The sequence below is a fragment of the Nonomuraea dietziae genome, from assembly GCF_014195505.1.
Classification (GTDB): domain Bacteria; phylum Actinomycetota; class Actinomycetes; order Streptosporangiales; family Streptosporangiaceae; genus Nonomuraea; species Nonomuraea roseola.
The window spans coordinates 850,054-874,561 of record NZ_JACIBV010000001.1 but is presented as its reverse complement, the minus strand read 5'-3'; the positions used below and the strand labels follow the sequence as shown (position 1 = coordinate 874,561).

Genomic DNA, 24,508 nt, shown 5'->3' with positions numbered 1-24,508 from the left:
GAGAATCAGCTAGGGTTCGTGGCTATGAACGCTGTTTACACCCATGGTCATCACGAGTCCGTCCTGCGCTCCCATCGGTGGCGCACCGCCGAGAACTCGGCCGCCTACCTGCTGCCCCACCTGCTGCCGCACATGAAGGTCCTGGACGTCGGCGCGGGGCCCGGCACGATCAGCGCCGACCTGGCCGCGCGGGTGGGCCACCTGACCGTCACCGAGGTCAGCGAGCAGGCGCTGGAGCTGTCGAGGGCGGAGCTGGCCAGGCGCGGCGTGACCAACGCCACCTTCGCCGTCGCCGACGTCCACGCGCTGGACCACCCCGACGACACCTTCTGCGTGGTCCACGCCCACCAGGTCCTGCAGCACGTCGGCGACCCCGTGCGGGCGCTGCGCGAGATGCGCAGGGTGACCAGGCCGGGCGGCGTGGTCGCCGTCCGCGACAGCGACTACCGGGCCTTCGCCTGGTATCCCCTGGTGCCCGCGCTGGATGAGTGGATGGAGCTGTACCAGAAGGTGGCCCGCGCCAACGGCGGTGAGCCCGACGCCGGGCGCCGCCTGCTGTCGTGGGCCCGCGAGGCGGGGTTCACCGACGTCACCGCCACCTCCTCCACCTGGTGTTTCGCCGCCGAGGAGGACAGAGCGTGGTGGGGCGGCATGTGGGCCGAGCGGATCCTGAGCTCCGACATGGCCGCACAGGCGCTGGCCTCCGGCGCGGCCACGGAGGCCGGCCTGCGGCGGATCTCGGACGGCTGGCGCGAGTGGGCCGCCTCGGGCGACGGCTGGATGTCCGTCCTGCACGGCGAGATCCTCTGCCGTGTCTGACGCCCTGCCGGCGTCGAGCTATCTCTGTGTCGAGACGGTGAGCAGGCCGAACCCCAGGCCCAGGCCGAGCACCGTGAGCACGCCCTCGGGCCAGTAGATGTGGCTGCCCAGCCACAGGACGGAAGCGGCGATCAGGACCGTTCCGCCGAGCGCCACGCGCCGCCCGCCGTGACGCGAGGCCAGGGCCGCCGTCGTCGCGACCGCGGCCAGCAGGAAGCCCGCCGAGCCGATCAGCCCCAGCGTCCCGCCGACGACGTCGACGGCGGGCCCGATCCTGGCCAGGGAGGCCGGATCGTCGGCGTTGGCCACCATCGTGCCGTAGGCGACCCCGGCGATCGCGTCGAGGCTGGTGTAGAAGATCGCGTAGATGTAGGAGCCGACCCGCACGGTCGTCACCCACGCTCCCCTCAGCCCGCGCACAAGCAGCAGAAGTGTCCCCGCCAGCAGGGGGAACACCGGCAGGAGCAGCAGGTGCAGGGTGACCCAACGTTCGGCGGTCTCCTGGGTCAGGTGGTGGGGGTGCAGCAGACCGGCCACGGCGAGCACCACGGGGACGAACGTCAAGGCCGCGGTGCGCAGAACGATCTGACGGGTGGGAGCCGCTTGCCCGTGGACGGGACCGGCGTGCGGGCGGGTGGTCATGCGCTGCTCCTGGACGGGACGGAAGATACGAAGGATCTTCGCGCCCGTCCCGCGGCGGGCGCTTCGGCCGAACAGCCGACCGGCACCAGCGACTTTCCTAGGAAGAGGCCTACGACCAGGGTCGGCCCCCGGTGTCCTTCCGTCGCGCGGCGCCGGGGTCTCGGCCGCCGGTCGCGCACGGTCCGCGATCCTGATCAAACGGCGTCCCCTTCAGGCTCATGGCACGGAACCGGGTGGAGATCCTGTGACTCAGATGGCGGGGTGCGGTAGTCGCGAAGGGGGCGGTTGACCAGCGCGATGGCGGCGACGGTGAGCGCGGCCGTCACGCCGCCCGCCGCCAGCGCCACGGGCGCCGACGTGAGAGAGGCGAGCAGTCCGCCCCTGAAGTTGCCCACCTCGGGCCCCGCGACACCGATGACGTGCTCGACGGAGGACACCCGCCCCCTGTACTGGTCCGGCGCCTCCAGCTGGACCAGCGCGCCCCTGGTCACCACCGCCACGGTGTCGGCGGCTCCGGCGAGCACCAAGCAGCCCAGAGCCGTCCAGAGGGGGCCCGCCAGGCCGAAGCCCGCCAGGGCCAGACCCCAGATCATGGCCGCGAGGAGCTGGACGAGGCCGGCGCGACGCAGCCGCGTGACGGTTCCCGAGAGCAGGCCCGCGCCGATGCCGCCGACCGCGATCGCGGACAGGAACAGCCCGAGCGTCTGGGGATCACCGCCGAAGCGGACCTCGTTGATCAGCGGGAAGATCGCGATCGGCATGGCCAGAACGGTCGCGGCCACGTCGGTGGCGAAGGAGCCCCACAGCGTGGGGCGCCGCAGGATGACCCGCCATCCCCCGCGAGCAGGACGCCTCCGCTTCGCCGTCTCCTGGCGGGCGCCGGTGCGCTGCGGCGGCAGCGCGGGCAGCCCGGCCGTGGTGACCAGCGAGGCCAGGCAGGCGACGGCCTGGAGCGCGTACGCGGCGGGCGGCCCCCACTGCGCGAGCACGACGCCGGCGAGGGCGGGACCGGCCAGCATGGAGGCCTGGAAGGCGACGTTCTGCAGGGCGAGCCCGGCGGCGACCTGACCGGCGGGCAGCAGCAGGACGGGCAGCGTGCGCCGCGAGGGGGCGCCGAGGGCCGCGCAGCCGGACTGCGCGGCGACGAGGGCGAGCAGCAGCAAAACCGAGGTGTTGCCCGCGACCGCCTGCGCCGTCAGGCCCACGGCCGTCACGACCTGGCCCGCGGTGGTGAGGCGGACGAGCGTCCTGCGGTCGGCGGCGTCGGCGAGCCAACCGCCGACCAGCCCGAGCAGCAGCAGGGGCGCGGCGGTCGCGAGGCCGATGGCGCCGGTCCAGAGCGGGCTGTGCGTGAGTTGCCAGACCTGGAACAGGACGGCGACGGCGGCGACCTGCTGCCCGAGCGAGGCGAGGGAGGATCCGGCCCACAGGTCGCGGAAGGGCCGGCTGGAGCGGAGGGGGCGAAGATCGATCAGCCCGTCCCTGAATGGCATGGGCCAAATATAACAGCGCTAATACATTTCGAGGGCGGGCGCATGGAAGCGCACGGCGTCATCGCCGCCGGGCGCGGAGGAAAGCGGGGCGTCAGGCGCCGAGGGTGCGGACCCGTTCCCAGGCGGGGTCGCGGTGCAGGACGACCTCGGTGCCCTCCAGCAGTTCGTCGGGCGCGGAGACCATCACGATCTCGTCGGCCGCCTGCATGTCCAGCAGCAGGTCGCGCACGCGAGGCCCGACGGGCAGTCGTCCCACGGGCAGGTTGAGCGCGGCCCGCACCGCGTCGGCGATCTCCGACAGCCGGAACGCGCCCCTGGTCTGCTTCACGAGGTCGCGCACCACGGGCAGGGTGATCAGCTGCGCGGCCTCGTCGTGGGCCAGCTGCCAGATCAGCTGCTCGCGGCGGCGGCCGGTGCCCGCGCACGCACGGCAGGGCCGGTTGTAGCCGGGCACGATCTCCTCCTCGGCGGTGCCGAGGCAGGCGGTGCACTGGTCTCGCTCCATCGCGCGCAGTTCTTCGGAAACACTGTGATCTGTCATCACCGCACACCCTACTAAAACATGCTTAACCTACAGTGTTTGCGGGTTTTTGGCGGTGGTGCGAGACTGGCGTCATGAGCCCGATCGAGGCCGCGGTGCAAGCCGCCGGGTGGATCCGCGCGTGCGGGATCGACGACGACAGAGGCCGCCACTGGCGGGCGGGAGAGCGGCCCGCGCTGCCTCACAGGCCCGCCTCGCTCTACTCGGGCGCGGCCGGCATCGTGCTGTTCTTCCTCGAGCTGGCCGCCGCCACCGGCGACGACTCCTACCTCGAGGACGCCGAGCTGGGCGCCCGCCACCTGTCGGCCGTCTGGGCCGAGCAGAGCGACCCGACCTTCCACGACGGCCTGGCCGGCGTGGTGTTCGCGCTGGCCGAGGCGGGCTGGGCCATCGACGACTCCTTCACCCGCGCGGCGGCCGCCGCCGCCGACCTGCTGGCCGCCGCCGGCCCCACCTGGACGGGCGATCCCAGCCAGCGTGGCGACGGCGGCATCATCCTCACGCTGCTGCACGCCTCGGCCATGCTCGGCGAGCCCGCCTACGAGCGGGTCGCCGTCGAGGCGGGCCTGCGCATCGCCGCCCTGCCCGTCCCCGGCCATCGCTTCGGCGCCGAGCCACCGGCCGACCTGCCCGTCGACGCCGTCACCCCTGGTTTCCTCTCGGGTACGGCCGGCACCGCGTTCCTGCTGGCCCGCCTGCACGCCGTGACGGGCGACCCGCGCTTCCTCGAGGCGGCCAACAGCGGGGCGGGCTTCGTCAGGGCGGTCAGCGAGGTCACCGGAGCGTGCGCGCTGGTGCCCCACCACGTGCCTCAGGGCCGTCACCTGCACTACCTGGGCTTCTGCTCGGGCTCGGCCGGGGTGGCCAGGATGTTCCACGAGCTGGGCGACTCCGACTGGGTCGACAGGCTGGTCCACGGCATCCTCACCAGCGGCGTGCCGCACCGGCGCACGCCAGGCTTCTGGGACGTGATGTGCCAGTGCTGCGGCGCGGCGGGCCTGCTGGAGCTGTTCGTCGGGCTGTGGGAGCGCGACGACTGCAGGGCCTTCGCCAGGGTGCTGGGCGAGCACCTGGTGAACGCCTCGAGCCAGGGGCGCTGGTGGCAGGCCTACCGCAGGCTGCGACCCCACGAGATCACCGCCGACACCGGCTACATGGTCGGCGCCGCGGGCATCGGCGCGGCGCTGCTGCACCTGGACGCGGCCGAGCGCGGCGACTCCCGCAGGCTCGTCCTGCTGCCCGACAACCCCTTCCCGCTGGCGGTGCGCTCAGCACAGGCGTGAGGGCGTCCGCTCCTGCTGCTCCGCGCCCGCGCCGAGCAGCGCCCTCGTCAGCGCCTGCGCGTCGCCTGACATCGCATGGAAGGCGGTGTCGAAGTGCTCGTCGGTCAGCGCGTGGTCGCCTGCCCTGATCGCCAGCAGGATGACTCGCCGCAGCAGCTCCTTGACGAAGGCGCCCGTGACGCCCTCGGTCGCCGCCACCACCTTGGCCACGTCCGCCTCGATCGGCCTGTTGCGGGCGTAGAGGCGGATCAGGCGGTCCCTGTCGGGCGCGGAAGGCGGCGCCACCTCTACGGCCAGGTCCACCCGGCCGGGCCGCTGCACCAGGGCCCGCTCCAGCGCGTCGACCCTGTTGGTGGTGAGCACGAACGACACGTCCGCCTCTCCGGTGATGCCGTCCATGGCCTCCAGCAGCGAGAACAGCAGCGGTGAGGTCTCGAACTGGCTGCGGTCCTCGGCGATGAGGTCGACGTCCTCGATCACCACGATCGACGGCTGCAGCTTGCGGGCCAGCGCGATCGCGTGGTCGAGGTGGCGCATGCCTGGACCCGTCATCAGGATCGCGGTGTGCTCGCGTAACCTGCCCACCAGGTAGCGCACCTGTGGGTCTTGCCGGTGCCGGGCGGGCCGTACAGCAGCAGGCCCCTGCGCAGATGCTGTCCGGCCTCGACGAGTTGCTCGCGCGCCTCGGCGATGCCGACGATGTGGTCCTCGACCGCCGCGAGGCGGCCCTCGGGAAGCACCACCTCCTCGGCGGTGAGCTCGGGCCTGGGCAGGAAGCTGACCAGCTCGTTGTCCCTGTGCTCGCTGAAACCGAAGCTCAGCACCCGCCCCCTGAACGGGTCGTGCAGGCGCTTGAGCCGTTCGACCTCGTCACGCACGGCCGTGGCGGCGGCCATGGAGGGCGACAGCAGGGTCAGCATCGCGTGGCCGTCGTACTCGTCGACGTTGCTGACCACCATGACGACGGGCGCTCCGTCGGGCGCCACCGTCTCGACCAGGCCGAGCTGCATCACCTCCATGCTCTCGACGGGCCCGATCGGCGTGGTGCCGTAGTCGGGCCTGCCGAGCAGGCGGCTGCCGTCGCGCATGGCGTACAGCAGCATGTTGACGACGCTCTCCCAGCGGCGCTCGCCGCCCACCACGCCGAACCACCGCGCCTCGGGGGAGTGGGCGGCCAGGTAGCGGTCGGCCCCGGTCTGCAGCCCCGCGTGCTCCCACAGCCGGTACTTCTCCTCGACCACCACCACCTCGCCGAGCGGGCAGCCGAGATGGCCCGTCACCCTGGCCACCAGCGGCGAGGAGGCGTTGTCCTCGGCGATCTTCGTCGAGACGGCGTCGTAGACCTTGGCCAGGCTGACGGCCAGCGCGTGGGCGGTGGCGTGGTCGATGTTCGTCACCCGATCACTGTGCCAAACCTCGCGCCCGTCGGGAATGAGTAGCCTCTACTCAGGGATGCGACACCGATCCCGGCAACGATCTGATGACTCCGCTACCGTCGCGAGGGGCCGGAGGGCAACGATGGGAGCGTGAGCCTGCCCCGCGTCCGCGTCGTCGTCGAAGGCCGGTGGGTGCGGGTGCTCCACCAGGAGAGCGTGGTCGCCGGGCCGTACGAGCTGGGGCCGATCGAGGCGCGCGAGGACAGCGCCGGCGCCGCCGACGTGGCGGCCTACGGCAGAGCCCTGTTCGACGCGCTGCTGGCCCCCGCCTGGCCCGCCGTGACGGCGCTGGCCGAGGTCCGCGCGGCGGCAGGGGCGGAGCTGGCGCTGGTGTGGCCGGCCGACAGCGACCTGCACCGCTGGCTCTGGGAGGCCATGCACGACGGCGAGCACCACCTGGCCGCCAGGCCCGACCTGCTGCTGGCCATCACCAGGCTGGTGCCAGGAGGAGCCCGCGCCCCCGAGAGCCAGGGACGGGCGCCGCGGGTGCTGTTCGCCGCGGGCGCCGCCCTCACCGACGAGGTGATCAGGCCCGGCGCGATGTTCATGGGCCTGTTACGCGCCCTCGACGCCGACGGCGTGGCCGTCACGCGCGTCGCCCAGGTCTCGGCGGAGGACCTCGCCGAGGTCTGCGCCAGCTTCAGGCCCGACATCGTCCACCTGGTGGCGCACGGCTCGGTCGACGAGGACGGCGCGTCGGTGCTGATGCTGCGCGGCTCGTGGGTGGGGGCCGCCGACCTGGCCGCCGCGCTCTCCGCCGGAGGCCCGGTGAAGGCGGTCGTGCTCGGCGCCTGCCACAGCGGCGCCGGCTTCGCCGCCGAACTGGTCGCGGCGGGCGTCCCGCTGGTGTCGGCCATGGCCGGTGAGATCAGCGAGCGGGCCTGCAGGCTGTTCGCCCGCAGGCTGGCGGGCGCGCTCTCGGGCGGCGAACTCGTCGTGGAGGCCTCGGCCAAGGGACGCAGAGCAGCGCTGATCGGCACCTCCCGCGACCACCTTGACTGGGCCAGGCCCGCGCTGTTCATGGCCGAGGGGCTCGACGTCACCGGGCCGCTGGTCGACCCCTCGGCGGGAAGGCGGCTGGTGCGCTGGGCCGATGAGCTGAGGCTGCGCCACAAGCCGCTGCACATCGGCCGCGAACGCATCCTCGACCAGGTCGACAGGCTCTTCACCGACGGTCTTGGCCTCCTGGTCGCCTGCCGCGACGGCACCATCCGCAGGACGGGCGGCACCAGGCTGCTGCGCGAGGCGGGCTTCAGGCTGCTGCGCGACGGCCACGTCCCGCTGTTCGTCGGCCCCTTCAGCGGCACGCCCCCGCGGAGCGTCCGCGAACTGCTGCGCGAGCTGTACTTCCTCGCGGCGGAGGCCGCCGAGACCCTGGGCGCGCCCCCGCCCCGCGTGTACGGCAGGCAGCCCGGCGGCTTCGACGAGGCCTTCGAGTGGATCGACGCCCTCGGCGACCCCGACCCTCGCGCCGCCCGCCGCGTCCTGGCCGCCGACCTGGCCGCGCTCGGCGACGCCCTGGCAGGGCTCGGCGAGCCGTTCGGCCCGCACACCCGCGTCGTGGTGCTCATGGACGGCCTGCACGCCTTCGGCGACGCGCTCACCGCGCTGCTGACCATGGTCCGCGCGACCGGGCTCGGCACCGCCGAGCGGCCGGTCCCCGTCGTGGCCACCGCCTCCCTCACCGAGGACCACGGCCGCCTGCTGAAGTCCTTCAGCGAGAGGGAGGCGGGCGCGCCCGGCTTCGCCTTCCCCGAACTGGCCGCGCTCGGCGAGGAGGAGGCGGTGCTCGGCTTCCAGTGGGTGCTGCTGCACCCGTGGCGGCGCGACAGGGAGCCCGAGTACCAGCGGGTGTACGTGACGCCCAGGAACGTGCCGCCCGGCAAGATCCGCGAAGGGCTGCGGCTGCTGAAGGGCGACCCGACGGTCGTGGAGGACAAGCTCTACCTCGCCGCCCAGCTGATGACCCTGCACGAGCTGTTCGTCACCGACGACGACGAGGCCGCCTACGCCGACTACCTGGAGCGGTTCGGATGAGCTCGCTGGAGCAGGAGCTGGAACGGCGCGGCGCCGAGCTCCTCGAACGCCGCCTGTCCGGCTTCGAACCGCGCCTGCTGGCCGGGCTCGCGCTGCTGCCCGAGTGGACGGAGGACCTGGCCAGGGCCGTCTCCCTCACCGGTGAGCCACTGGCCGAGCTGCTCGAACGGCTGGAGAGCCTCGGCCTGATCGAAAGGCGGCGGGTGCTGGGCGCCAGAGGACGCCGCCAGGAGGCGTTCTGGGTGCGCTCGGGCCTGCGCTCCGAGCTGGCCGGACAGGTGCGCGGCGTGCTGCGTGAGGAGTGCGCCAGGCTGGAGGCCGCGATCGGGGCGATCTCGCCGCTGTCCCCCTCGGCGCAGGCGTGGCTGCGGGCCGTACGGCTGCGCGAGGAACCCACGGGGCTGGAGCTGGTGGCGACCGTCGACCGCCTCATCCAGGACGGTGACCTGGCCGCGGCCTCCCGCCTGGTCACCGCCGCCGAGGTGCTCGGACGGACGCTCGGAGGGCCGCTCGCCGACGCCGCCCGCCGCGCCGCCTGGCGGGTCGACAGGCTGGCCCGCGCCACTGACGACCTCGAGCACCTGCGCCACTACCTGCACCGTCAGGAGGCCGAGCAGGCGCTCACCGAGCTGATCCTCGGCGACGGCGAGCAGTGGGCGCTGCACCTGCTGGGCGGCGGCGGCACCGGCAAGACGATGCTCGTGCGCTACCTGGCCTCAGGCCGCTTCGCAGCCGACCGGCAGGTGCCGCCCTTCCCTGTCGCCAGGGCCGACTTCGACCACCTCGACCCCCGCTACCCCGAGCAGCGGCCCGGCCTGCTGCTGCACGCCCTGGCCGACGAGCTGCTCGGCTACGGCACGCACCGCCGGACCGCGAACGCCTTCCGCCACTTCGAGGACGCCTCGCTGGCCCTCGACGAGGAGCTGGGCAGGACCATCCCCGACCGTTCGCGCGTCGAGGCGCTCCTGCGCGCCCTCGCGACGGCCTTCGCCCTGTTCGTCGCCTCCCTGCCCGAGCCCGTCGTGCTGGTGCTCGACACCTGCGAGGAATTGGCCAAGCTCTACCCGCCGGGCTCGCCCGCGCCGGGCATCGAGCACACCTTCATGCTGCTCGAACTTCTCAGGGCCGAGCTGCCGCAGCTGAAGGTCGTGCTGGCAGGCCGCCGCTGGCTGGTGCCCCCTCCCGAGCCGCTCACGGCAGGGCCGCTGCTGAGCGAGCGCCCCTACGTGCGGGTGCTGCGCCTCGGCGGGTTCGCCCAGCAGGAGGCCGACAGCTACCTGTCCCGGCGGGCGCCAGGGCTCCGCGCCGACCTGCGCGCCGCCGTGCTCGACAGAGCCAGGCAGCGGGGCGACGGCCGCTACAACCCCTTCGAGCTGGCCGCCTACGCCCACTGGGCCGCCGTCGAACCCGAACTCGACGCGCGCGAGCTGCTGGAGGCCCCCGGCGACCCCTACGTGGAGCGCCGCATCGTCGGGAGGGTCCTCTCCTCGGACCTTCGCGTCGCGCTGGCGGTGGCGGCCGAGCTGGGTCGCTTCGATCTGCACCTGCTCTCGCCCGCCCTTCGCCGCCACGGCATCGACCCCGGTCCCGCCTTCGACGCGCTGGCCATGTACGACTGGGTGAACGTCGTCGCGCTCGGAGCCGACGGCAGGGCCAAGGTGATCGAGGTGGACGAGCACCTGCGCGACAGGCTGCGCGCGGTCCTGCCGCCCGCCGGCCCCGCGCTGCTGGGCCGCGACGCCGCCGCGGTCGTCGACGCCACCCCGCTGCCCGAGCTGCCGGTGGAGAGCGTCGAGGCCGCCGTCCGGCTCCTTCCGCCCGCGGAGGCCGGCGAGCTGTGGGAGCGGCTGGAACGGCGCGTCGTCGAAGGCGGGCACTGGGGCTGGGCCACCCAGGTGTGCGCGCGGGTGGCCGCGGTGGAGGAAGGCCGCGAGGGAGAGACGATCATCGCGGCGATCCTGGCCACCCAGGCGGCCGCCGACTCCAGAGCGGGCAGGCCGGGGCCGCGGGTGTGGTCGATGGTGGAGCTGCACGCCGCCCGCCACCCCTCGCCGCGCCATCGTGAGGAACTGCGGACGCGGGCCCTTCTCGGCATGACGGCCACCGGCCAGGACGTGGCGCGGACGTCCGATGCGGCGGAGGAGCCCGAGGAGCGGGAGGCCGAGGAGGAGGACTGGCTCGACGTGCCGCCCGTCATCGAGCCGCCCGTCACCGAGCCGCCCGACCGCGACGGAGTCCTCGTCGGATCGACGGTCGCCGCGCTGGAAGCCGCGCCCTCCAGGGCCGCGTGGGCGGACGACACCCTCGCCACGCTGTGGGAGTCGCGCCACGACCCCGGCGCGGTCAACGCGGCCGCCGCCGCGCTGGCCGTCACGCAGGCGCGGGCGGCCGAGGCGGTGCAGGAGGCCGCGCGCCTGGCCGAGCTGGCCATCGCCTTCGCCGCGCTTCCTCCAGGGCCGCCGCTGCTCGACTGGGACCCTCCCGCCAACCTGCTCTTCCACTGCAGGAAGGCGAGGCTCGAGGTGGCCGTCAGGTGGGCGGAGCCGCTCGACGCCGTCCCGTGGGAGCTCTGGCGCGCCGAGGCCCTCGCCGCGCCGGACGGCGACGAGGTCGCGGCGCTGACCGTCGCCTTCGAGCTCGGCCACCGCAGGCTCGCCCGCCAGACGCTCGAAGAGCTCGACCCCGGCACCCCCGGTCCCCTGGCCGTGGAGCTGGCCTGGGCGTGGGCGGTGGCGGGCGATCCCGAGCGCGCCAGGCGGCTGCTTGACGGGTGCGTGGAGCACGCCGTCCACGAGGGCGACGCCGACCTGGTGGAGCGGGCCAGACTCGCGCTGCTCGGCCTGGCGCTGCGCTGCCGTACGACGGCGTGGGTGCCCGAGCTGGAGGCCATCGCCACCGCCGGAGCCCCGGCCGAACGGAGCGCCGCCCGCGCCCTGGCGGCGCTGATGGAGGGCGGCCAGGCCGACCCGCCCGAGCACCTGGCCTCCGGCGCCCCCGGCCGGAGGGGAAGGGCGCTGCTGGCCGAGGCCCAGCACCTCGTCAAGGGCGACCCATGGCGGGCGGTCGCCCTGCTGTCGGAGGCCGAGCCGCTGCTCAGGCAGGCGCAGGACGACGACGGCGCCAACCAGGCGCTGGTCCTGCGGGTGCTGACCGAGACGTTCTCCGGCGCGCGGACCCGCTCCACGGCCACGCGGAGCCAGGGACCGCTCTTCCTCGGCGTGCCCGAGTCCGTCGAGGGCTCGCAGTGGCCCCGGTTGGCGAGGGCCGCCGAGGGGGTGCGGCGAGGGGAGACCCGAGGTCCCGTGCTCGACACGGCCAGGCGCATGCTGTTCGGCCCCGAGCCCGCGGTCGCCCCTGCGCGGCCCGCGGGAGACAGGCGCACGGCCTGGCGGGTGGCCGCGGGGGCGCTGTACGCGGGCTCGGCCGTGGCGCTCACCCTAGGCTTCATGCTCTGGGTCGCACCGGCCGAGGGGGTGGGAGTGGTCTCCTCCCTGCTCCTTGCGAGCGTGGTAGGAGTGGCCGCCGTGGGCCTGGTGATCAGCGGCAGGGCCAACGAGAACGTCGTCGCCCTGCTGCTCGGCGCGTGGGCGGCGGGCGGTGCCCTGGCCATCGCGGGGGCGACCCTGCCGTACGGGTGGCCGAGAGCGGCGGCCCTCGCCGTCTCGCTGGTGCCCGCCGCGCTGACCGGCGGCGGGTACGCGTACCTGTGGTCGGTCGTCATGCGCCATCCACCGCTCTACCGGTTCAGCGTGGACGCGGAGGGAAGCACGGTCAGCGAAGTCGGCTCGCTCCCCTGGCTCGACGGCGGCCTCGTCGGGCGAGGCGGACGCTACGTGCGCGCGCCCTCCACCCTCAGGCGCGCCCTCACCCACGAGGACGGCTCCATCACGCTGGAGATGAGGCAGCCGCCCGGCACCGGCCCCGTCCCCATGGCGATGCAGCTGTCGCCGGAGGTGCGCGACCAGCACTGGGAGCGCCGCCTGGCCGAGGCCGTGCCCGCCGTCGTGCGCGACAGGCTGGTCGTCTTCCGCGAAGGCTACGGAGAGAAGGTGGCGCGGCGGGTCTGGGTGGCCGCACGCAAGGACGCCTACCTCGGCCCCCCGCACCTGGCCCAGGGCAGGAAGGCGCCGAGCGCGCGCGGAGGGATGCTCGGCTACCGCCTGCTCCACCTGGTCGGCCAGGTCGTCGACACCGCGGCGGGCCCACGCCTTCGCACCGCCGACGACGGCGCCACCGCCGTCACCAGGCGCGTCAGGGCGGGCGAGCGCCTGATCGGCCCCGAACTGGAGGACGCGATCGGCCTCGTCGTGCTGCAACCAGAGCCCGACGAGCGGCCCAGGGGCCTGGGGGAGAGCAGGGCCGCCTTCCTCTCCGTGGCCACCAGGGCGTTCGCCCGCAACGCGCAGGCCGTGCTCGTGCTGCCCACCCTGACCGACGCCCTCGCCGCCGAGGTGACCTCGGCGATCCGGGCCGGCTATCCCAGCGGGCTGCGGCAGCCGTACCCGACGGAGATGCTCGAGCTGGCGCTGAAGGTGAAGCGGATCCTCGGACCCGGACTGGCCGACGAGATGGTGCTGCTGCTCAAGACCCGCTGACCCGATACGATCTTCGTGGCCACCCCCGACGTCCACGGAGACCCGATGACCCGTACCACTGTCATGAAGACCGCCGCGAGCCTGGCCGCGGGGCTGCTTCTCGTGAGCGCCTCTCCGGCCGTCGCGCAGGCCAAGGAGGCGCTCGGGCCCTTCGGGTACGGCGGCGTCACACTCGGGATGAGCGCCAAGACGGCCAGGGCGACCGGCAAGATCGTGCTCAAGACGAACGACGGCGGCTGCTCCGGCTGGGACCTGAAGGCGCACCCCACCGGCGAGAACGCCGTGGGCATGTTCATCTCCAAGAAGCGCGGCGTGGCGGTGATCTTCGCGGCCAAGGGGGTGAAGACCCCGCAGGGCATCGGGCTCGGCTCCACCACCAAGCAGTTGAAGCGGGCCTACCCCCGGCTCAGGACCAGCGCCAGCGGCTACCCCTACGTCAGCGTCGAGGGCAACCCGAAGGCGTACTACTCCTTCCTGGTCTCGCGCGGCAAGGTCTACGAGATGGCGCTCGGGCTCAACACCCAGGACTGCGTCAACTGAGCCTGGTACGCACCACCAGGTCGTGCACGTCCGCGCCGACGGTCGCCGCCTCGGGCAGGCCGGAGTCGGCCATGGCCTGCTCCAGCTCGGCCGTCAGCCGCGCGACGTCCTTCTCGGCCGAACAGGAGGCGGCAAGGGCGGGCGCGGGGGCGTGCTCGGCCTCCTTCTTGGCCTCCACCAGCTCGGGCAGGTACGCGGGCCCATAGGCGAACAGCCTGGTCAGGTCGGCCTCCAGCAGGCCCGTGCGCATCAGGTGGATGCCGGTGGCCAGTACCCTGAAGGTGTAGAGCAGCGGCTTGAGCTCGCCGGTCCTGCCGTACAGCCGCCACTGCGTGCGCGCGAAGCCGAGGTAGTGGTGACCGTGGTTGCGCGTCACCAGGCCGGGGGCCAGCGCGACCAGCTCCTGGTGCACCGGCGAGGAGGCCACCACCAGCGGCGAGAGCAGCTGCTCCAGCACGTAGCCGTTGCGCCGCAGCAGCAGCCCGCAGAACTTCAGCAGGTCGTGCGTCACCAGATCGACCTCGACGCCCGACCGCACCCACGACCTGTCGATCGTCGCCTCGCCGACCCGCAGCCCGACGACCTCCTCGACCGGCAGCACGTGGACGCCGCGCAGGTCCACGTCGGAGTCGGCCGAGGGGAAGCCGTACAGGTGCGCGCCGCTGACCGTCGCGAAGACCAGCGGGTACGGCTGCTCGCCGGGAATCTGCTCCAGCCACGGGGGAAGCGTCACAGGTTCGCCCTTCGCACGTCGATGAGGAACTCCTCCACCGCGCCCCGGTCGGGCGCGACGGGCAGCACGCTGTGCGGGAGCGCCCGCTCGAAGGCGGCCATCAGCTCGGCCCGCCACTCCTGCAGCTCCTCCCACGACACCAGCCCCTGCCGTACGGCCAGCAGCCGCTCGCGTCGCTCGCTGACGTCGACCAGCGGGGAGCCGTGCTCGACCAGATGGACGCCGCTGAGCAGCAGCCTGATCATGTGCATGGCCTGCTTCCACTTGGGCGCGACCGGGTCGAGCCGGCGGAACTGCGCGTCGGCGTAGCGGGCGAAGGTCCTGTGCGCCAGCTGCGACACGAACGCCCCGCGCAGGCCCAGCAGGCGCGCGCCCGTCGGCGTGACGTGCTCGACCAGCGGCGACCACAGGGTCTCCAGCACCGTCGGGTTGGCGTCGAGGGCCAGCGAGCAGAAGCGCTCGACCTCCCACGAGAACTGCTCGGGCAGCGGCCCGTCCCGGTGGGTGGGCGGCTTGTCCAGCCGCCAGAACGCCTCGGTGGGCACGACGAACACCCCGCGCCTGTCGGTGTCGGAGCCGGAGGTGTCGAGGCCGTAGGCCCGCGAACCGACGATCACCGACAGGATCAGGTCGTCGTTCACCCGCTCGCCCCCAGACCGCTGATCAGGTCGGCGGCGTCCATCCTGCGCACGTCGCCCAGCCGGCCAGGGTACAGCGCGTAGACCTGGGCGGAGGAGGGCAGGTCCACCTCGCCGGAGACCAGCGCGGCGAAGTCGACCCGCTCGTACCCGCCGGAATGCTCGCCGCGCTCGGCGCGGGCGACCAACCGGTCAGCGAAGTCCCGCACCGGCTCGTCCCGCCCCCGGTCCAGACGCTCCACGCGCTCGCCCCTGCGCACCAGCACCGAGCTGGAGCGGGCGGCGGCGTGCCAGCAGGCGACCTCCCACAGCGTCACCCTCGCGCCGGAGCCGAACGCGCTCTCCACCGCCGCGCCCATCCTGGCCAGCTGGTTGGAGGTGCTCGCCACACTGTGGAAGCCGCCGAAGGCCGAGACGTTCAGGTCGGCCCAGCGGGTCGTGCCCTCCCACAGGTCGGCCACCAGCGGGACCAGGATCTTGGCGGCACCGCTCAGATCGAAGCGCTGCCGTACGGCACGCGGATCGAACAGCTCGGCGGGCGAGCGCATGAACCCGGCGAATCCACGCGTGAGCCGGTCGAAGGGGACGTCGTTGTAGCTGTAGACGATCGGCACGACGTAGCGGCCGCCCAGCGCCGCCACCTTGGCCACGTCGAGGTCGACGAACTCCGAGGAGCCGAGCGGCTCGGGCGCGGAGGTCAGGTCGCCCGAATGGACGAGCGCGTCCTCGCCCAGCCGCAGGCAGGTGTAGTCGCACAACCCGACGAAGCGCCAGTCGGTGTCGAAGAGCGCCACCGACAGGTCGAGATCGACGACCGTGCCCTCGGGCTCGGCCCAATGCAGGAACAACCTGATCAGCTGCTCGCGGGGCAGCGGCTGGAGGCTGCCGCGGGCCAGCCGTACCAGAGCGGTGGAGTCGGCCCGCTCGGACGTCGGCGCGACCAGGTCGGCCAGGCCCTCGTCGAGCAGCGGGCAGGCCAGCGGCGGCAGCTTCCCCGCGCGGCGCAGCAACTCGCCCGTGATCAGCTCCGCCGCGCCGAGCACGGCGGCGTCGGGCAGCGCGGGACGCTCGTCGTTCCTGCTGTGGAGACGGGCGGTGCCGCCCCTGGGCAGGAACAGCCGCAGGCCGCCCGGCGGCGTGCGCAGCTGGCCGAGCGCCGACATCAGCACGCCGGGAGCGATGCCGGGCAGCGCCTGAGCCAGCGCGCCGCCCACCAGGTCGGGGGCCATGCGCACCAGCTGGCTGAGGCGGCGGCCCAGCTCGCCGGGGCGCGTAGCCAGCAGGGCGAGCGCGCGCTCGGCGTCCTTGGCCGCCAGCGCCGCCTCGACGTGGGTGGCGAACGTCGTCACCCGCAGCCGCCCCTCCCTGACGCTCAGCAGGCCGGGATGGCGGGCGGCGGCCTCCAGCAGCGCGGCGCCGAACGCGGTCGAGGGGTCGAGCCTGGTGCCGCGCAGCGCGGCGAAGGCCAGCGCGGCGTGGGGGTGGCGGGCGTGCTCCTCGTGCGGGTGCAGCACCTCGGCCATGCGCTTCCACTGCTCGCCATGGCGGCGCAGATCCTCGATCAGGTACGGCAGCGCGAACCCGTCGAGCAGGCCGAGCAGCGTCCTGCGCAGCCGCCTGGGCAGCGACCGGCGGCGCTCGGGCCGTACACGCAGCCCGGGGTCGGCGCCCATGAGCACGTACATCAGCCTGAGCACGTCGCTCGCCGTGCCGAGGTGCCGGGTCAGCAGCTCGTCGGCGGCGCCCGCCTCGGGACGGGCGACCCGCCCATGCGAAGGGCCTGGCGCGGTGAGCGCGGCCGCCAGCGCGACCGCCCTGGTCTCCTTGACAGGAATCGTCTCCGGCAGCCACCCGGCCGACAGCGGCCAGTAGGCGTCCAGCAGCGTCAGCAGGTCGTCGCGGTCCTCCTGGGGCATCGGCGTCTGCCTGGCCAGCATCGCCCCGGCCAGCTCGCGGGAGGCGGCGCCCGCGTCGTGGCACGCGTGCAGCACCGCGGTGGCGTAGGTGTTGATCACCGCGCCGCGCTCGCGCCTGGCCGACGGGATCAGGAAAGGGTCGGCGGGGTCGATCCTGCGGTGGCAGATCGGGCAGGCGCTGAAGTCGGAGCCGTCCCAGCAGGAGCGGCACACCAGGTGCGCGCACGGCGCGACCGGGTGCACGGTGCCGACCTTCCCGCACAGCACGCACGGCCTGCGCGGTTCCTGGAGCAGCAGGGTGAAGATCCTGCGCACGAAGAAGTCCTCGGTGTCGCGCGGCACGCTCTCGGGGAACTTCCTGAACATCGGCACGTGGTGGACGTGGCCGCCCAGCGCGGAGGCGACGCGGTGGAGCAGGCCCCTGCCCGTCGCGGCCAGCTCCGCCACCGGCAGCGCGGCCAGTGACCGGCGCAGCTCGGCCGACAGCAGGAAGCCGAACTGCAGCAGCTCGGCCTCCAGCGCCACGACGCCGGCCTGCGCGCCCAGCCGCTGCTCGCGGCGCGGCCCTCGCGAGTCACCCGCCATGAGGTCGAGCGCCACCAGGTTCCTCCTGCGCAGCAGCACGTCAGCGGGTCCGATCACGGGAGCACCTCCTCGCCGGGCATGAAGAAAGGGTGGAGAGCGGACGCGCTGGTTGCCTTGGAAAGAGGGGAGAAGGAAGCACGTCCAGGAACCACCCTTGATCGTGCACATTACCGGGGAGCTCCGGTAATGTCGCCCGATATATGGCCAGGCTCAAGGACGTCGTGTTCGACTGCCGTCACCCCGCCTCGCTCGCCAGGTTCTGGGCGGCGGCCCTCGACGGCTACCGCATCGCGCCCTACGACGGCACCGAGCCCTTCGATCCTGAGGACGATCCCACGGTCCTGGTCGAGGGCGGCTCGCCCCGGCTGTGGTTCCAGCTCGTCCCCGAAAGCAAGATCGTCAAAAACCGCGTCCACCTCGACGTGCGCTGCGACGACCTCGACGCGGAGTCGCGGCGGCTGACGGCGCTCGGCGCCCGCGTCGTCGAGTACGTCGAGGACTGGATCGTGATGGCCGACCCCGAGGGCAACGAGTTCTGCCTGCAGGGCCCCTGACGCTTGCGCGCGGCGGCCCCCCTTGATCTGATCGGAGGTGTGAGCGAGCTTTTCTGGGACGCGGCGGCCCGCGGCATCACCTGGGACGTCGAACCCCGCACCGTCTACGGCGAGGGACGCTGGTTCCCCGACGGACGGCTCAACACCTGCTTCAACGCCCTCGACAGGCACGTCCTCGACGGCAGGGGCGAGCAGGCGGCGCTCATCTACGACAGCCCCGTCACCGGCGTCAAACGCACCTACACCTACGCGGGGCTGCGTGACGAGGTCGCCAAGGCCGCGGGGATGCTGCGCGACCTCGGGGTGGGCAAGGGCGACACCGTGGTCATCTACATGCCGATGGTGCCCGAGACGGTCATCGCGATGCTGGCCTGCGCCAGGCTCGGCGCCGTCCACTCCGTCGTCTTCGGCGGGTTCGCCGCGGCCGAACTGGCCGTGCGCGTCGACCACGCCAGGCCCAAGGTCGTGCTCAGCGCCTCGTGCGGCATCGAGGTCAGCAGGGTCGTGCCGTACAAGCCGCTGCTCGACGCCGCGCTGGCGCAGGCCTCCCACCGGCCTGACGCCGTGGTCGTCCTGCAGCGACCCGAGCTGACGGCCGAGCTCGGCGAGGGCTGGCACGACTGGGCCGGCTTCGACAGCGAGCCCGCGGGCTGCGTCAGCGTGGCCGCGACCGACCCGCTGTACATCCTCTACACCTCGGGCACCACCGGCGCCCCCAAGGGCGTGGTCCGCGACAACGGCGGCCACGCCGTCGCGCTGCACTGGAGCATGAGCCACGTCTACGGCGCGGCGCCAGGAGAGGTCTTCTGGGCCGCCTCCGACGTCGGCTGGGTGGTCGGCCACTCCTACATCGTCTACGGGCCGCTGCTGGCCGGATGCACCAGCGTGCTCTACGAGGGCAAGCCGGTCGGCACCCCCGACCCCGGCGCGTTCTGGCGGGTGGTGGCCGAGCACGACGTGCGGACGCTGTTCACCGCGCCGACCGCGATCCGCGCCATCAGGAAGGAGGACCCCACCGGGTCCTACCTGCGCAAGCACGACCTTCGCCACCTGTTCCTCGCGGGGGAGCGGCTCGACCCCGACACCTACCACTGGGCCTGCGACCTGCTGGGCGTGCCGGTCATCGACCACTGGTGGCAGACGGAGACGGGCTGGCCGATCGCCGCCAACTGCGTCGGCATCGAGACGCTGCCGATCAAACCCGGCTCGCCCACCAAGCCGGTCCCCGGCTACGACGTGCGGATCCTGGACCCCGAGGGCCAGGAGTGCCCACCGGGCGTCGAGGGCGCGGTGGTGATCAAGCTGCCGCTGCCGCCCGGCTGCCTGCCCACCCTCTACCGCGACGACGAGCGCTTCCACGCCGCCTACCTCTCGCGCTTCCCCGGCTACTACCTCACAGGCGACGGCGGTTACTTCGACGAGGACGGCTACCTGTTCGTCATGGGCCGTACCGACGACGTCATCAACGTGGCGGGACACCGGCTGTCCACCGGCGCCATGGAGGAGGTCGTGGCCACCCACCCCGACGTGGCCGAGTGCGCGGTGATCGGCGTGGCCGACTCGCTGAAGGGGCAGCTGCCTGTCGGCTTCGTGGTGCTGAAGGCCGGAGCCGAGCGCGCGGCGGACGAGATCGAGGCCGAGCTGGTCGCGCTGGTCCGCGAGAGGATCGGCCCGGTGGCGGCCTTCAAGAGGGCGGTGGTGGTGGGCCGGCTGCCCAAGACCCGCTCGGGCAAGATCCTGCGCGGCACGATGCGCGCCATCGCCGAGGGCGAGGAGTACCGCACCCCTTCCACCATCGAGGACCCCGCCGCGCTCGAGGAGATCGCGGGAGCGATCGAGAGGTAATCCCCTTGCCCCGCCCTCGTGGTCGTGGCCAGGATCGGTTCATGTATCTGATCGCATTCATCGGCGCCTGCGTCCTGGTGGCCATGGTCCCCGGCGTCAGCACCGCCGTCATCCTGCGCCAGACCGTCAGAGCGGGACGCGGCTCAGGCCTGGCGGCCATGCTGGGCAACGAGGCGGGCATCCTGCTGTGGGCGCTGGCCGCCGCCTTCGGCCTGTCGGCGCTCGTGCTGGCCTCCGAGCTCGCCTACGACATCATGCGCGTGGTCGGCGCCCTCGTCCTGCTGTACATGGGCGTGCAGTCGCTGCGCCGCAAGGACCACGCCGAGATCGAGGTCAAGCCGGTCGACGGCGTGCGCAGGTCCTTCCTGGCCGGATTCGGGACCTGCCTCGCCAACCCGAAGGCGGCGGTGTTCGCGATGTCGTTCCTGCCGCAGTTCGTGCCGCAGGGCCAGAACGTGCCGCTGACGCTGGTCACGCTGGCCGTGGTGTGGGTGCTGGTCGACACCGTCTGGTACGCCGGGGTCATCTGGGCCGTCGCCAAGGCCAGGGCGGTGCTGGGGCGGCCCGCCGTACGGCGCAGGCTGGAACAGATCTCGGGCGTCGTGCTCATCGCTCTGGGCGTGCGGCTGGTGGTGGAGTCCAGATAGCGTGAACCCATGACGAACGACCTGGCCACGCTGGCGCGGCAGACGGAGGACGACGACCCCCTGACGGCGCTGCGGGCGACGGCCGCCCTGCGCCGCGAGATCGAGCGCATGGAGGCGGTCCAGGTCCGCCGCGCGAGGGTCGCGGGGCTGGCCTGGTCGGTCATCGCCGACGCGATCGGCGTCAGCAAGCAGGCCGTGCACAAGAAGTACGGCGGGCGCGGGCTGCTCAGCCGAGGAATCTAGCGAACCAGCCCAGCGCCACCTGCCACGAGTAGCCCAGCCTGATCCGGCCGGCCACGGGAGGCGGCAGCGTGTCGAGCCGAGGTCGAGGCGTTCCTGGCGGCCGTACAGTCCCACCCATCGCGACCATAGGACATGAGAGCAGTCAGGGGGCGAGTGTGCGGCGTAGCCGGCGCAGCCGCTGCTCCCTAGGGTCGTTCCTGTTTGACCCCGCTGGCCGCCGGTGCCGCGTCCCGGGCATCGATCGCCTGTGCGGGGTGTGAGCGGGCGCAGGCCGCCGCGGCGCAGGCGGTCAACGCCAGGACGACCAGCGCCGCCGTCGCCCCGCCCGGCCCCCGGTCGAACGACCAGCCCACGGCGATGCCGCCGGCGAACGCGAACAGACCCGAGAGGGACGTCTGCACGCCCAGGTAGGCCCCGAAACGCGCCGGCGGGGCGAGCCGGGCGATCGTTTGGAACACCGCCGGTTGCAGCAGGCCGTCGGCGAGCCCGTGCAGCGCGGCCACCAGCACCAGGCCCGTCAGCTCGCCGCCCGCGCCGCCGGCGAGCAGCAGATGGCCACCGGCGGCGAACAGCAGCCCCGCGCGCAGCACGCCGGGCCGGTCGGCGCGGCCCGGCACCGCGCACCACGGCTGGACCGCAGCCGACACCATGGCGAGCACGCAGGCGAACACGGTCACCGCCCCCGCGTCCACGCCGCCGAGCGGCACCACCACCGACGCCTGGTCCGTCACCAGCATCGCGGGCGTCGACACGACCGCGAACCCCAGGAAGACCCGGTCCCGCAGCACCGTCCGCACCCCGGAGACGACCCCGTCCACGACCCGGACGGGCGGGGCGTGCCACAGCAGTGCGAACAGGAAGGCCGCGCCGATCCACAGCGCGGCCGCAGTGAGCGCCACCAGCCAGTAGCCGACGTTCAGCAGCGCCAGCCCGAGCGCCGGGCCGAGCACCGCCGCGATCTGCAACGTCATCATGTACGCCGCGTATCCGCGCGCCCTCCGCCGTTCGGCGAGCCCGGCCAGCAGCGACTGCGCCGCCGGATGGAACAGCGCCCCGCCCGCGCCCAGCAACACCGCCGCGACGACCAGCCAGGGCAGGGAGGACACGGTGCCCAGCAGCGCGAACCCGGCCGCGCGCAGCAGGCACGCCAGCATGCCTATCCGCACCGGGCCGAGCACGTCCACCAGCGCGCCGACCGGCAGGGAGAGCGTGTGCTGGACCAGATTGCGCAGCGCCAGCACCAGGCCGATCAGCCCGGCGGCCAGCCCCAGGTCGACTCTGAGGTGGATGACGACGTGCGCCATCGCCGCGAAGTAGCCCAGCGAGATGGCCGCCTGAATGGCGACGACCACGACGACCGTGCGACGGTCGCCGTGGCCGGAGAAGGGCATGCTCACGCCGTGGGCAGGACGTTCAGCCGGTGCAGCAGTTCACGCGCGAGGGTGGCGCGCTTGGCGGCGTCGCCGTCCTTGGCGATGTCCATGTTCAGCGCGAACGTGTACACGCGTCCGCCGCGTTCGACCCACCCGGTCCACCAGCCCGTGCCGGGACCGGGGGCGTTCTGCCAGCCTGACTTGGCGTACAGCGCGTACCCGTTCTTCTCCTCCTGCTTGATCAGGTCGTGGACGGTGCGCTGATGCTCGCGCTTGGCGGGCAGGCGCAGGGCGGCCAGCCGCTCCATGAACCTCGTCTGTTCCACCGCCGAGATCTTCAGCGGGCCGTCCAGCCAGAACCGGTCCACCACCGTCCCGGTCTGCCGGTTGCCGTAGTTCAGCCGGTGCAGCCACTGCCGTTCGCGCTGGAGGCCGATGCGGCGGGCGATCACCTGGAACGCCGCCGCGTTGGAGACGCGAACGGCCTCCCGCACGCTCATGTCCTTCTCCCACTCGGGGAACGGCTGCGGCGTGCCGTCCCAGGGGATCACCTCGTCGGGGCTCTTGACCACGCCGGTCTGCAGAGCGACCAGCGCGTGCGGGACCTTGAAACTGGAGGCGGGGACCATCGGCTTCTCGGCGCGCCAGCGGTCCACCACGGTCACCTTCCTGGACGACACGTCCAGCAACGCGAACGTGCCCCGCACCTTCGCCGCGTCGAACACCGCGCGCAGATCATCGCGTACAACGGTACCCGGCCTGACCTCATGGGCCGTCGCGACCATGGCGCCGCCGTGCGGGGCGCTCTCGTGGGCGGCGGCACCGTACGCGGGGATGCCGCAGACAGTGAGCGAGGCGAGCACGGCGGCGCCGAGCCCGTGGCGCAGGACCTGCGGAATCGTCTTTTTCATGCGCAGAGACCATCACAGGACATCGTTACTGTCCAATATTGATATTGGTGGAAGGCCGATATTCAAATCCATATCAACGCAGTTCAGGCCGCGTGGTCGGGGCCGAAGGCGCTGAGGGTCGCATCGACGAGTGAGTCGGCGTCCAGCGGACCACTGCGGTGCAGCCACCGCTGGAAGGGGGCGTAGAACACTTCGAGTGCCAGGTCGACGTTCGGCGTCGGCGGCGACAGGTCAGGCGGTACGGCTGCGCCGCTCTGCCTGCTGCGCGCTCGTCTTTCGGGTCTCCCCCCGCTTCCGCCTGATCTACTTTGTAAAGGCGGTGGGTCGGAGCGACACCGCAGAGAGCGACATGAACAGGCACAGCAGGACGGGTATGCCCAGAGCCAGCGGCAGCCCGACCAGCTCGGCCGCACCACCGATGATCACGGGACCGAGCATCAGCCCGGCGTATCCCAGCGTCGCCACCTGCGCGATGGCCTCGCCGGCCCGTGCGGGGTCGTGGTTGCCCGCCGCGGAGAACACCTGCGGCACCAGGGTGGACAGGCCGAATCCGAACAGCCCGAACCCGGCCATCGCCGCGACGGGATGCGCGGCCAGCAACGCCCCGCCCAGCCCGATCGCGGCCAGCAGTCCCGACCAGCGCACCAGCCTGACAGGGCCGAACCGCATCGCCAGCCGGTCTCCCGCGAACCTGCCCACGGTCATCGTGGTGGAGAAGACGGCGAAGCCGATCGCCGCGAGCCCTGTCCCCGTGCCCAGGTCCTCGTGCAGGTAGACCGCGCTCCAGTCGCCTGCCGCGCCTTCGCCCACCAGCCCTGCGAAGGCCATGGCGCCCATGAACAGCACCTTGCCGTGCCACCTGACCCGCCTGCGCGGGCCATCCTCGTGGTGGGAGGGGGCCGAGGGCAGCAGCGCTCTGCGGGCCAGGACGGCGAGCACGGCCAGGGGGACCGTCACGGCGGCGAAGGTGAGGCCGGGGGAGACCTCCAGCCAGGCGAACAGCGCGCCGGCGCCCGCGCCGAGCAGGCCTCCCGCGCTGAACATGCCGTGGAAGGAGGACATGAGCGGCCTGCCGTACGCCCGCTCCACCTCGACCGCGTGGGTGTTCATGGCGACGTCGAGTGAGGCGTTGAGCAGTCCCCACAGGAACAGCGTGACGATCAGGACGGCGAGGTTCGGGGCGAAACCCGGCGGGATCATCGCCAGGGCACAGGTGACGCCGGCCGGGACCACGACCCTGGCGCTGCCGAGACGGTCGGTGATCCTGCCCGCGAACTGCATGCCGATGACCAGGCCCACGGCGACGGCGAGCAGACCGAGGCTGAGCTGTCCGTCGCTGAGGTGCAGAGACTGCTTGACGGTGGGGATGCGGGCCGCCCACACGCCGGAGACGATGCCGAGAAGGGCGAAGAAGAACGAGACGGCCACCCTGGCCCGGCGCGGGATCACCCGGAGATTGTGTCAGAACGGCACGTTGTCCAGTAAAGCGGACAGCCTGCCTCGGGCGTGCTCGGACCGCCGCGAGGTCGGGTGTCTTCGCTCCCCGCCACAGGCTGGAACGGTGGTCAGGTCGGCCCGAGCACTGACCGGTCCGCTCCCCACCGCAGGCTGGCACGATAGTCAGGCCGGCCCGAGCGCTGACCTGTGCGCGTGCCGCCGTCCGAACTGTCGGTGGCG

Annotated in this window: 20 protein-coding genes; 9 read left to right on the top strand and 11 right to left on the bottom strand. The window is 73.0% G+C overall.

What is annotated here, in order from left to right; genetic code table 11:
* Nucleotides 1–24: 24 nt before the first annotated feature.
* On the top strand, nucleotides 25–819 hold the full coding sequence (locus FHR33_RS04480) for a class I SAM-dependent methyltransferase (protein WP_183643891.1): 795 nt from the start codon (nucleotides 25–27) through the stop codon (nucleotides 817–819).
* Between the two features lie 18 nt (nucleotides 820–837).
* On the opposite strand, the gene FHR33_RS04475 is transcribed toward FHR33_RS04480, so the two are convergent.
* From FHR33_RS04475 to FHR33_RS04465, 3 genes are all read right to left on the bottom strand, one after another.
* Entirely contained in the window at nucleotides 838–1,461 is a 624-nt protein-coding gene (locus tag FHR33_RS04475) for a hypothetical protein (protein ID WP_183643888.1), read from the bottom strand.
* A 194-nt stretch (nucleotides 1,462–1,655) separates the two neighbouring features.
* Nucleotides 1,656–2,954, bottom strand: coding sequence for an MFS transporter (locus FHR33_RS04470; protein WP_183643885.1), 1,299 nt, complete (start codon nucleotides 2,952–2,954; stop codon nucleotides 1,656–1,658).
* Between the two features lie 91 nt (nucleotides 2,955–3,045).
* The gene (locus FHR33_RS04465; RefSeq protein WP_183643883.1) at nucleotides 3,046–3,495 is read right to left on the bottom strand and encodes a hypothetical protein; all 450 of its coding nucleotides are present in this window, start codon (nucleotides 3,493–3,495) and stop codon (nucleotides 3,046–3,048) included.
* A 74-nt stretch (nucleotides 3,496–3,569) separates the two neighbouring features.
* Here FHR33_RS04465 and FHR33_RS04460 point away from each other — a divergent pair, with 74 nt between their 5' ends.
* Nucleotides 3,570–4,778, top strand: a complete 1,209-nt coding sequence (locus FHR33_RS04460; RefSeq protein ID WP_183643880.1) for a lanthionine synthetase LanC family protein — start codon at nucleotides 3,570–3,572, stop codon at nucleotides 4,776–4,778.
* On the opposite strand, the gene FHR33_RS04455 is transcribed toward FHR33_RS04460, so the two are convergent.
* Nucleotides 4,764–5,363: an AAA family ATPase gene (locus FHR33_RS04455; protein WP_221240929.1), complete on the bottom strand. Its 600-nt coding sequence runs from the start codon at nucleotides 5,361–5,363 to the stop codon at nucleotides 4,764–4,766. The two genes, FHR33_RS04460 and FHR33_RS04455, sit on opposite strands and share 15 nt — an antisense overlap.
* Complete coding sequence (locus FHR33_RS48935; protein WP_221240928.1) at nucleotides 5,330–6,175, bottom strand: ATP-binding protein; 846 nt, start codon at nucleotides 6,173–6,175, stop codon at nucleotides 5,330–5,332. Before FHR33_RS48935 ends, FHR33_RS04455 begins: the two co-directional genes overlap by 34 nt.
* 129 nt (nucleotides 6,176–6,304) lie before the next feature.
* On the opposite strand from FHR33_RS48935, the gene FHR33_RS04450 reads away from it, so the two are divergent.
* Genes FHR33_RS04450 through FHR33_RS04440 form a run of 3 tightly spaced genes read left to right on the top strand, consistent with a single transcriptional unit; the run spans nucleotide 6,305 to nucleotide 13,386 of the window.
* Nucleotides 6,305–8,251, top strand: a complete 1,947-nt coding sequence (locus tag FHR33_RS04450; RefSeq protein ID WP_183643876.1) for a CHAT domain-containing protein — start codon at nucleotides 6,305–6,307, stop codon at nucleotides 8,249–8,251.
* On the top strand, nucleotides 8,248–12,846 hold the full coding sequence (locus FHR33_RS04445) for a hypothetical protein (RefSeq protein ID WP_183643873.1): 4,599 nt from the start codon (nucleotides 8,248–8,250) through the stop codon (nucleotides 12,844–12,846). Before FHR33_RS04450 ends, FHR33_RS04445 begins: the two co-directional genes overlap by 4 nt.
* A 45-nt stretch (nucleotides 12,847–12,891) precedes the next feature.
* Complete coding sequence (locus tag FHR33_RS04440; protein ID WP_246451657.1) at nucleotides 12,892–13,386, top strand: hypothetical protein; 495 nt, start codon at nucleotides 12,892–12,894, stop codon at nucleotides 13,384–13,386.
* Here the strand turns inward: FHR33_RS04440 and FHR33_RS04435 are convergent.
* The 3 genes from FHR33_RS04435 to FHR33_RS04425 are packed head-to-tail and all read right to left on the bottom strand — an operon-like array spanning nucleotide 13,379 to nucleotide 17,315.
* Entirely contained in the window at nucleotides 13,379–14,119 is a 741-nt protein-coding gene (locus FHR33_RS04435; protein WP_183643870.1) for a nucleotidyltransferase domain-containing protein, read from the bottom strand. The genes FHR33_RS04440 and FHR33_RS04435 overlap by 8 nt on opposite strands.
* Nucleotides 14,116–14,760 (bottom strand): nucleotidyltransferase domain-containing protein, encoded by a 645-nt coding sequence (locus tag FHR33_RS04430; RefSeq protein ID WP_183643868.1) that lies wholly within the window; start codon nucleotides 14,758–14,760, stop codon nucleotides 14,116–14,118. Before FHR33_RS04430 ends, FHR33_RS04435 begins: the two co-directional genes overlap by 4 nt.
* Nucleotides 14,757–17,315, bottom strand: a complete 2,559-nt coding sequence (locus tag FHR33_RS04425) for an MXAN_6230/SCO0854 family RING domain-containing protein (protein WP_312895360.1) — start codon at nucleotides 17,313–17,315, stop codon at nucleotides 14,757–14,759. The genes FHR33_RS04430 and FHR33_RS04425 overlap by 4 nt, the downstream gene beginning before the upstream one ends.
* A gap of 143 nt (nucleotides 17,316–17,458) precedes the next feature.
* Between FHR33_RS04425 and FHR33_RS04420 the strand changes: the two genes are divergently transcribed.
* The 4 genes from FHR33_RS04420 to FHR33_RS04405 are packed head-to-tail and all read left to right on the top strand — an operon-like array spanning nucleotide 17,459 to nucleotide 20,547.
* Nucleotides 17,459–17,812: a VOC family protein gene (locus FHR33_RS04420; protein ID WP_183643865.1), complete on the top strand. Its 354-nt coding sequence runs from the start codon at nucleotides 17,459–17,461 to the stop codon at nucleotides 17,810–17,812.
* Between the two features lie 39 nt (nucleotides 17,813–17,851).
* The gene (locus tag FHR33_RS04415; protein ID WP_312895359.1) at nucleotides 17,852–19,657 is read left to right on the top strand and encodes a propionyl-CoA synthetase; all 1,806 of its coding nucleotides are present in this window, start codon (nucleotides 17,852–17,854) and stop codon (nucleotides 19,655–19,657) included.
* Between the two features lie 41 nt (nucleotides 19,658–19,698).
* Nucleotides 19,699–20,304: a LysE family translocator gene (locus FHR33_RS04410; RefSeq protein ID WP_183643860.1), complete on the top strand. Its 606-nt coding sequence runs from the start codon at nucleotides 19,699–19,701 to the stop codon at nucleotides 20,302–20,304.
* Between the two features lie 9 nt (nucleotides 20,305–20,313).
* Nucleotides 20,314–20,547 (top strand): hypothetical protein, encoded by a 234-nt coding sequence (locus FHR33_RS04405; RefSeq protein WP_183643857.1) that lies wholly within the window; start codon nucleotides 20,314–20,316, stop codon nucleotides 20,545–20,547.
* Nucleotides 20,548–20,732: 185 nt separating this feature from the next.
* Here the strand turns inward: FHR33_RS04405 and FHR33_RS04400 are convergent, their stop codons facing one another.
* The 3 genes from FHR33_RS04400 to FHR33_RS04390 form a co-directional block, all read right to left on the bottom strand.
* Nucleotides 20,733–21,938 carry an MFS transporter gene (locus tag FHR33_RS04400; RefSeq protein WP_183643854.1) on the bottom strand — a complete coding sequence of 402 codons (1,206 nt, stop codon included), beginning with the start codon at nucleotides 21,936–21,938 and terminating at the stop codon, nucleotides 20,733–20,735.
* Between the two features lie 2 nt (nucleotides 21,939–21,940).
* Nucleotides 21,941–22,831 (bottom strand): class D beta-lactamase, encoded by an 891-nt coding sequence (gene blaOXA / locus FHR33_RS04395; RefSeq protein ID WP_183643850.1) that lies wholly within the window; start codon nucleotides 22,829–22,831, stop codon nucleotides 21,941–21,943.
* Between the two features lie 303 nt (nucleotides 22,832–23,134).
* On the bottom strand, nucleotides 23,135–24,280 hold the full coding sequence (locus tag FHR33_RS04390) for an MFS transporter (RefSeq protein ID WP_183643846.1): 1,146 nt from the start codon (nucleotides 24,278–24,280) through the stop codon (nucleotides 23,135–23,137).
* Between the last annotated feature and the right edge of the window lie 228 nt (nucleotides 24,281–24,508).

Coding starts and splice junctions, on each gene's coding strand:
- FHR33_RS04400 (WP_183643854.1), bottom strand. CDS start 21,938: ATGCCCTTCTCCGGCCACGGCGACCGTCGCACGGTCGTCGTGGTCGTC.
- FHR33_RS04460 (WP_183643880.1), top strand. CDS start 3,570: ATGAGCCCGATCGAGGCCGCGGTGCAAGCCGCCGGGTGGATCCGCGCG.
- FHR33_RS04440 (WP_246451657.1), top strand. CDS start 12,892: ATGACCCGTACCACTGTCATGAAGACCGCCGCGAGCCTGGCCGCGGGG.
- FHR33_RS04445 (WP_183643873.1), top strand. CDS start 8,248: ATGAGCTCGCTGGAGCAGGAGCTGGAACGGCGCGGCGCCGAGCTCCTC.
- FHR33_RS04480 (WP_183643891.1), top strand. CDS start 25: ATGAACGCTGTTTACACCCATGGTCATCACGAGTCCGTCCTGCGCTCC.
- FHR33_RS04465 (WP_183643883.1), bottom strand. CDS start 3,495: ATGACAGATCACAGTGTTTCCGAAGAACTGCGCGCGATGGAGCGAGAC.
- blaOXA (WP_183643850.1), bottom strand. CDS start 22,831: ATGAAAAAGACGATTCCGCAGGTCCTGCGCCACGGGCTCGGCGCCGCC.
- FHR33_RS04470 (WP_183643885.1), bottom strand. CDS start 2,954: ATGCCATTCAGGGACGGGCTGATCGATCTTCGCCCCCTCCGCTCCAGC.
- FHR33_RS04405 (WP_183643857.1), top strand. CDS start 20,314: ATGACGAACGACCTGGCCACGCTGGCGCGGCAGACGGAGGACGACGAC.
- FHR33_RS04475 (WP_183643888.1), bottom strand. CDS start 1,461: ATGACCACCCGCCCGCACGCCGGTCCCGTCCACGGGCAAGCGGCTCCC.
- FHR33_RS04420 (WP_183643865.1), top strand. CDS start 17,459: ATGGCCAGGCTCAAGGACGTCGTGTTCGACTGCCGTCACCCCGCCTCG.
- FHR33_RS04410 (WP_183643860.1), top strand. CDS start 19,699: ATGTATCTGATCGCATTCATCGGCGCCTGCGTCCTGGTGGCCATGGTC.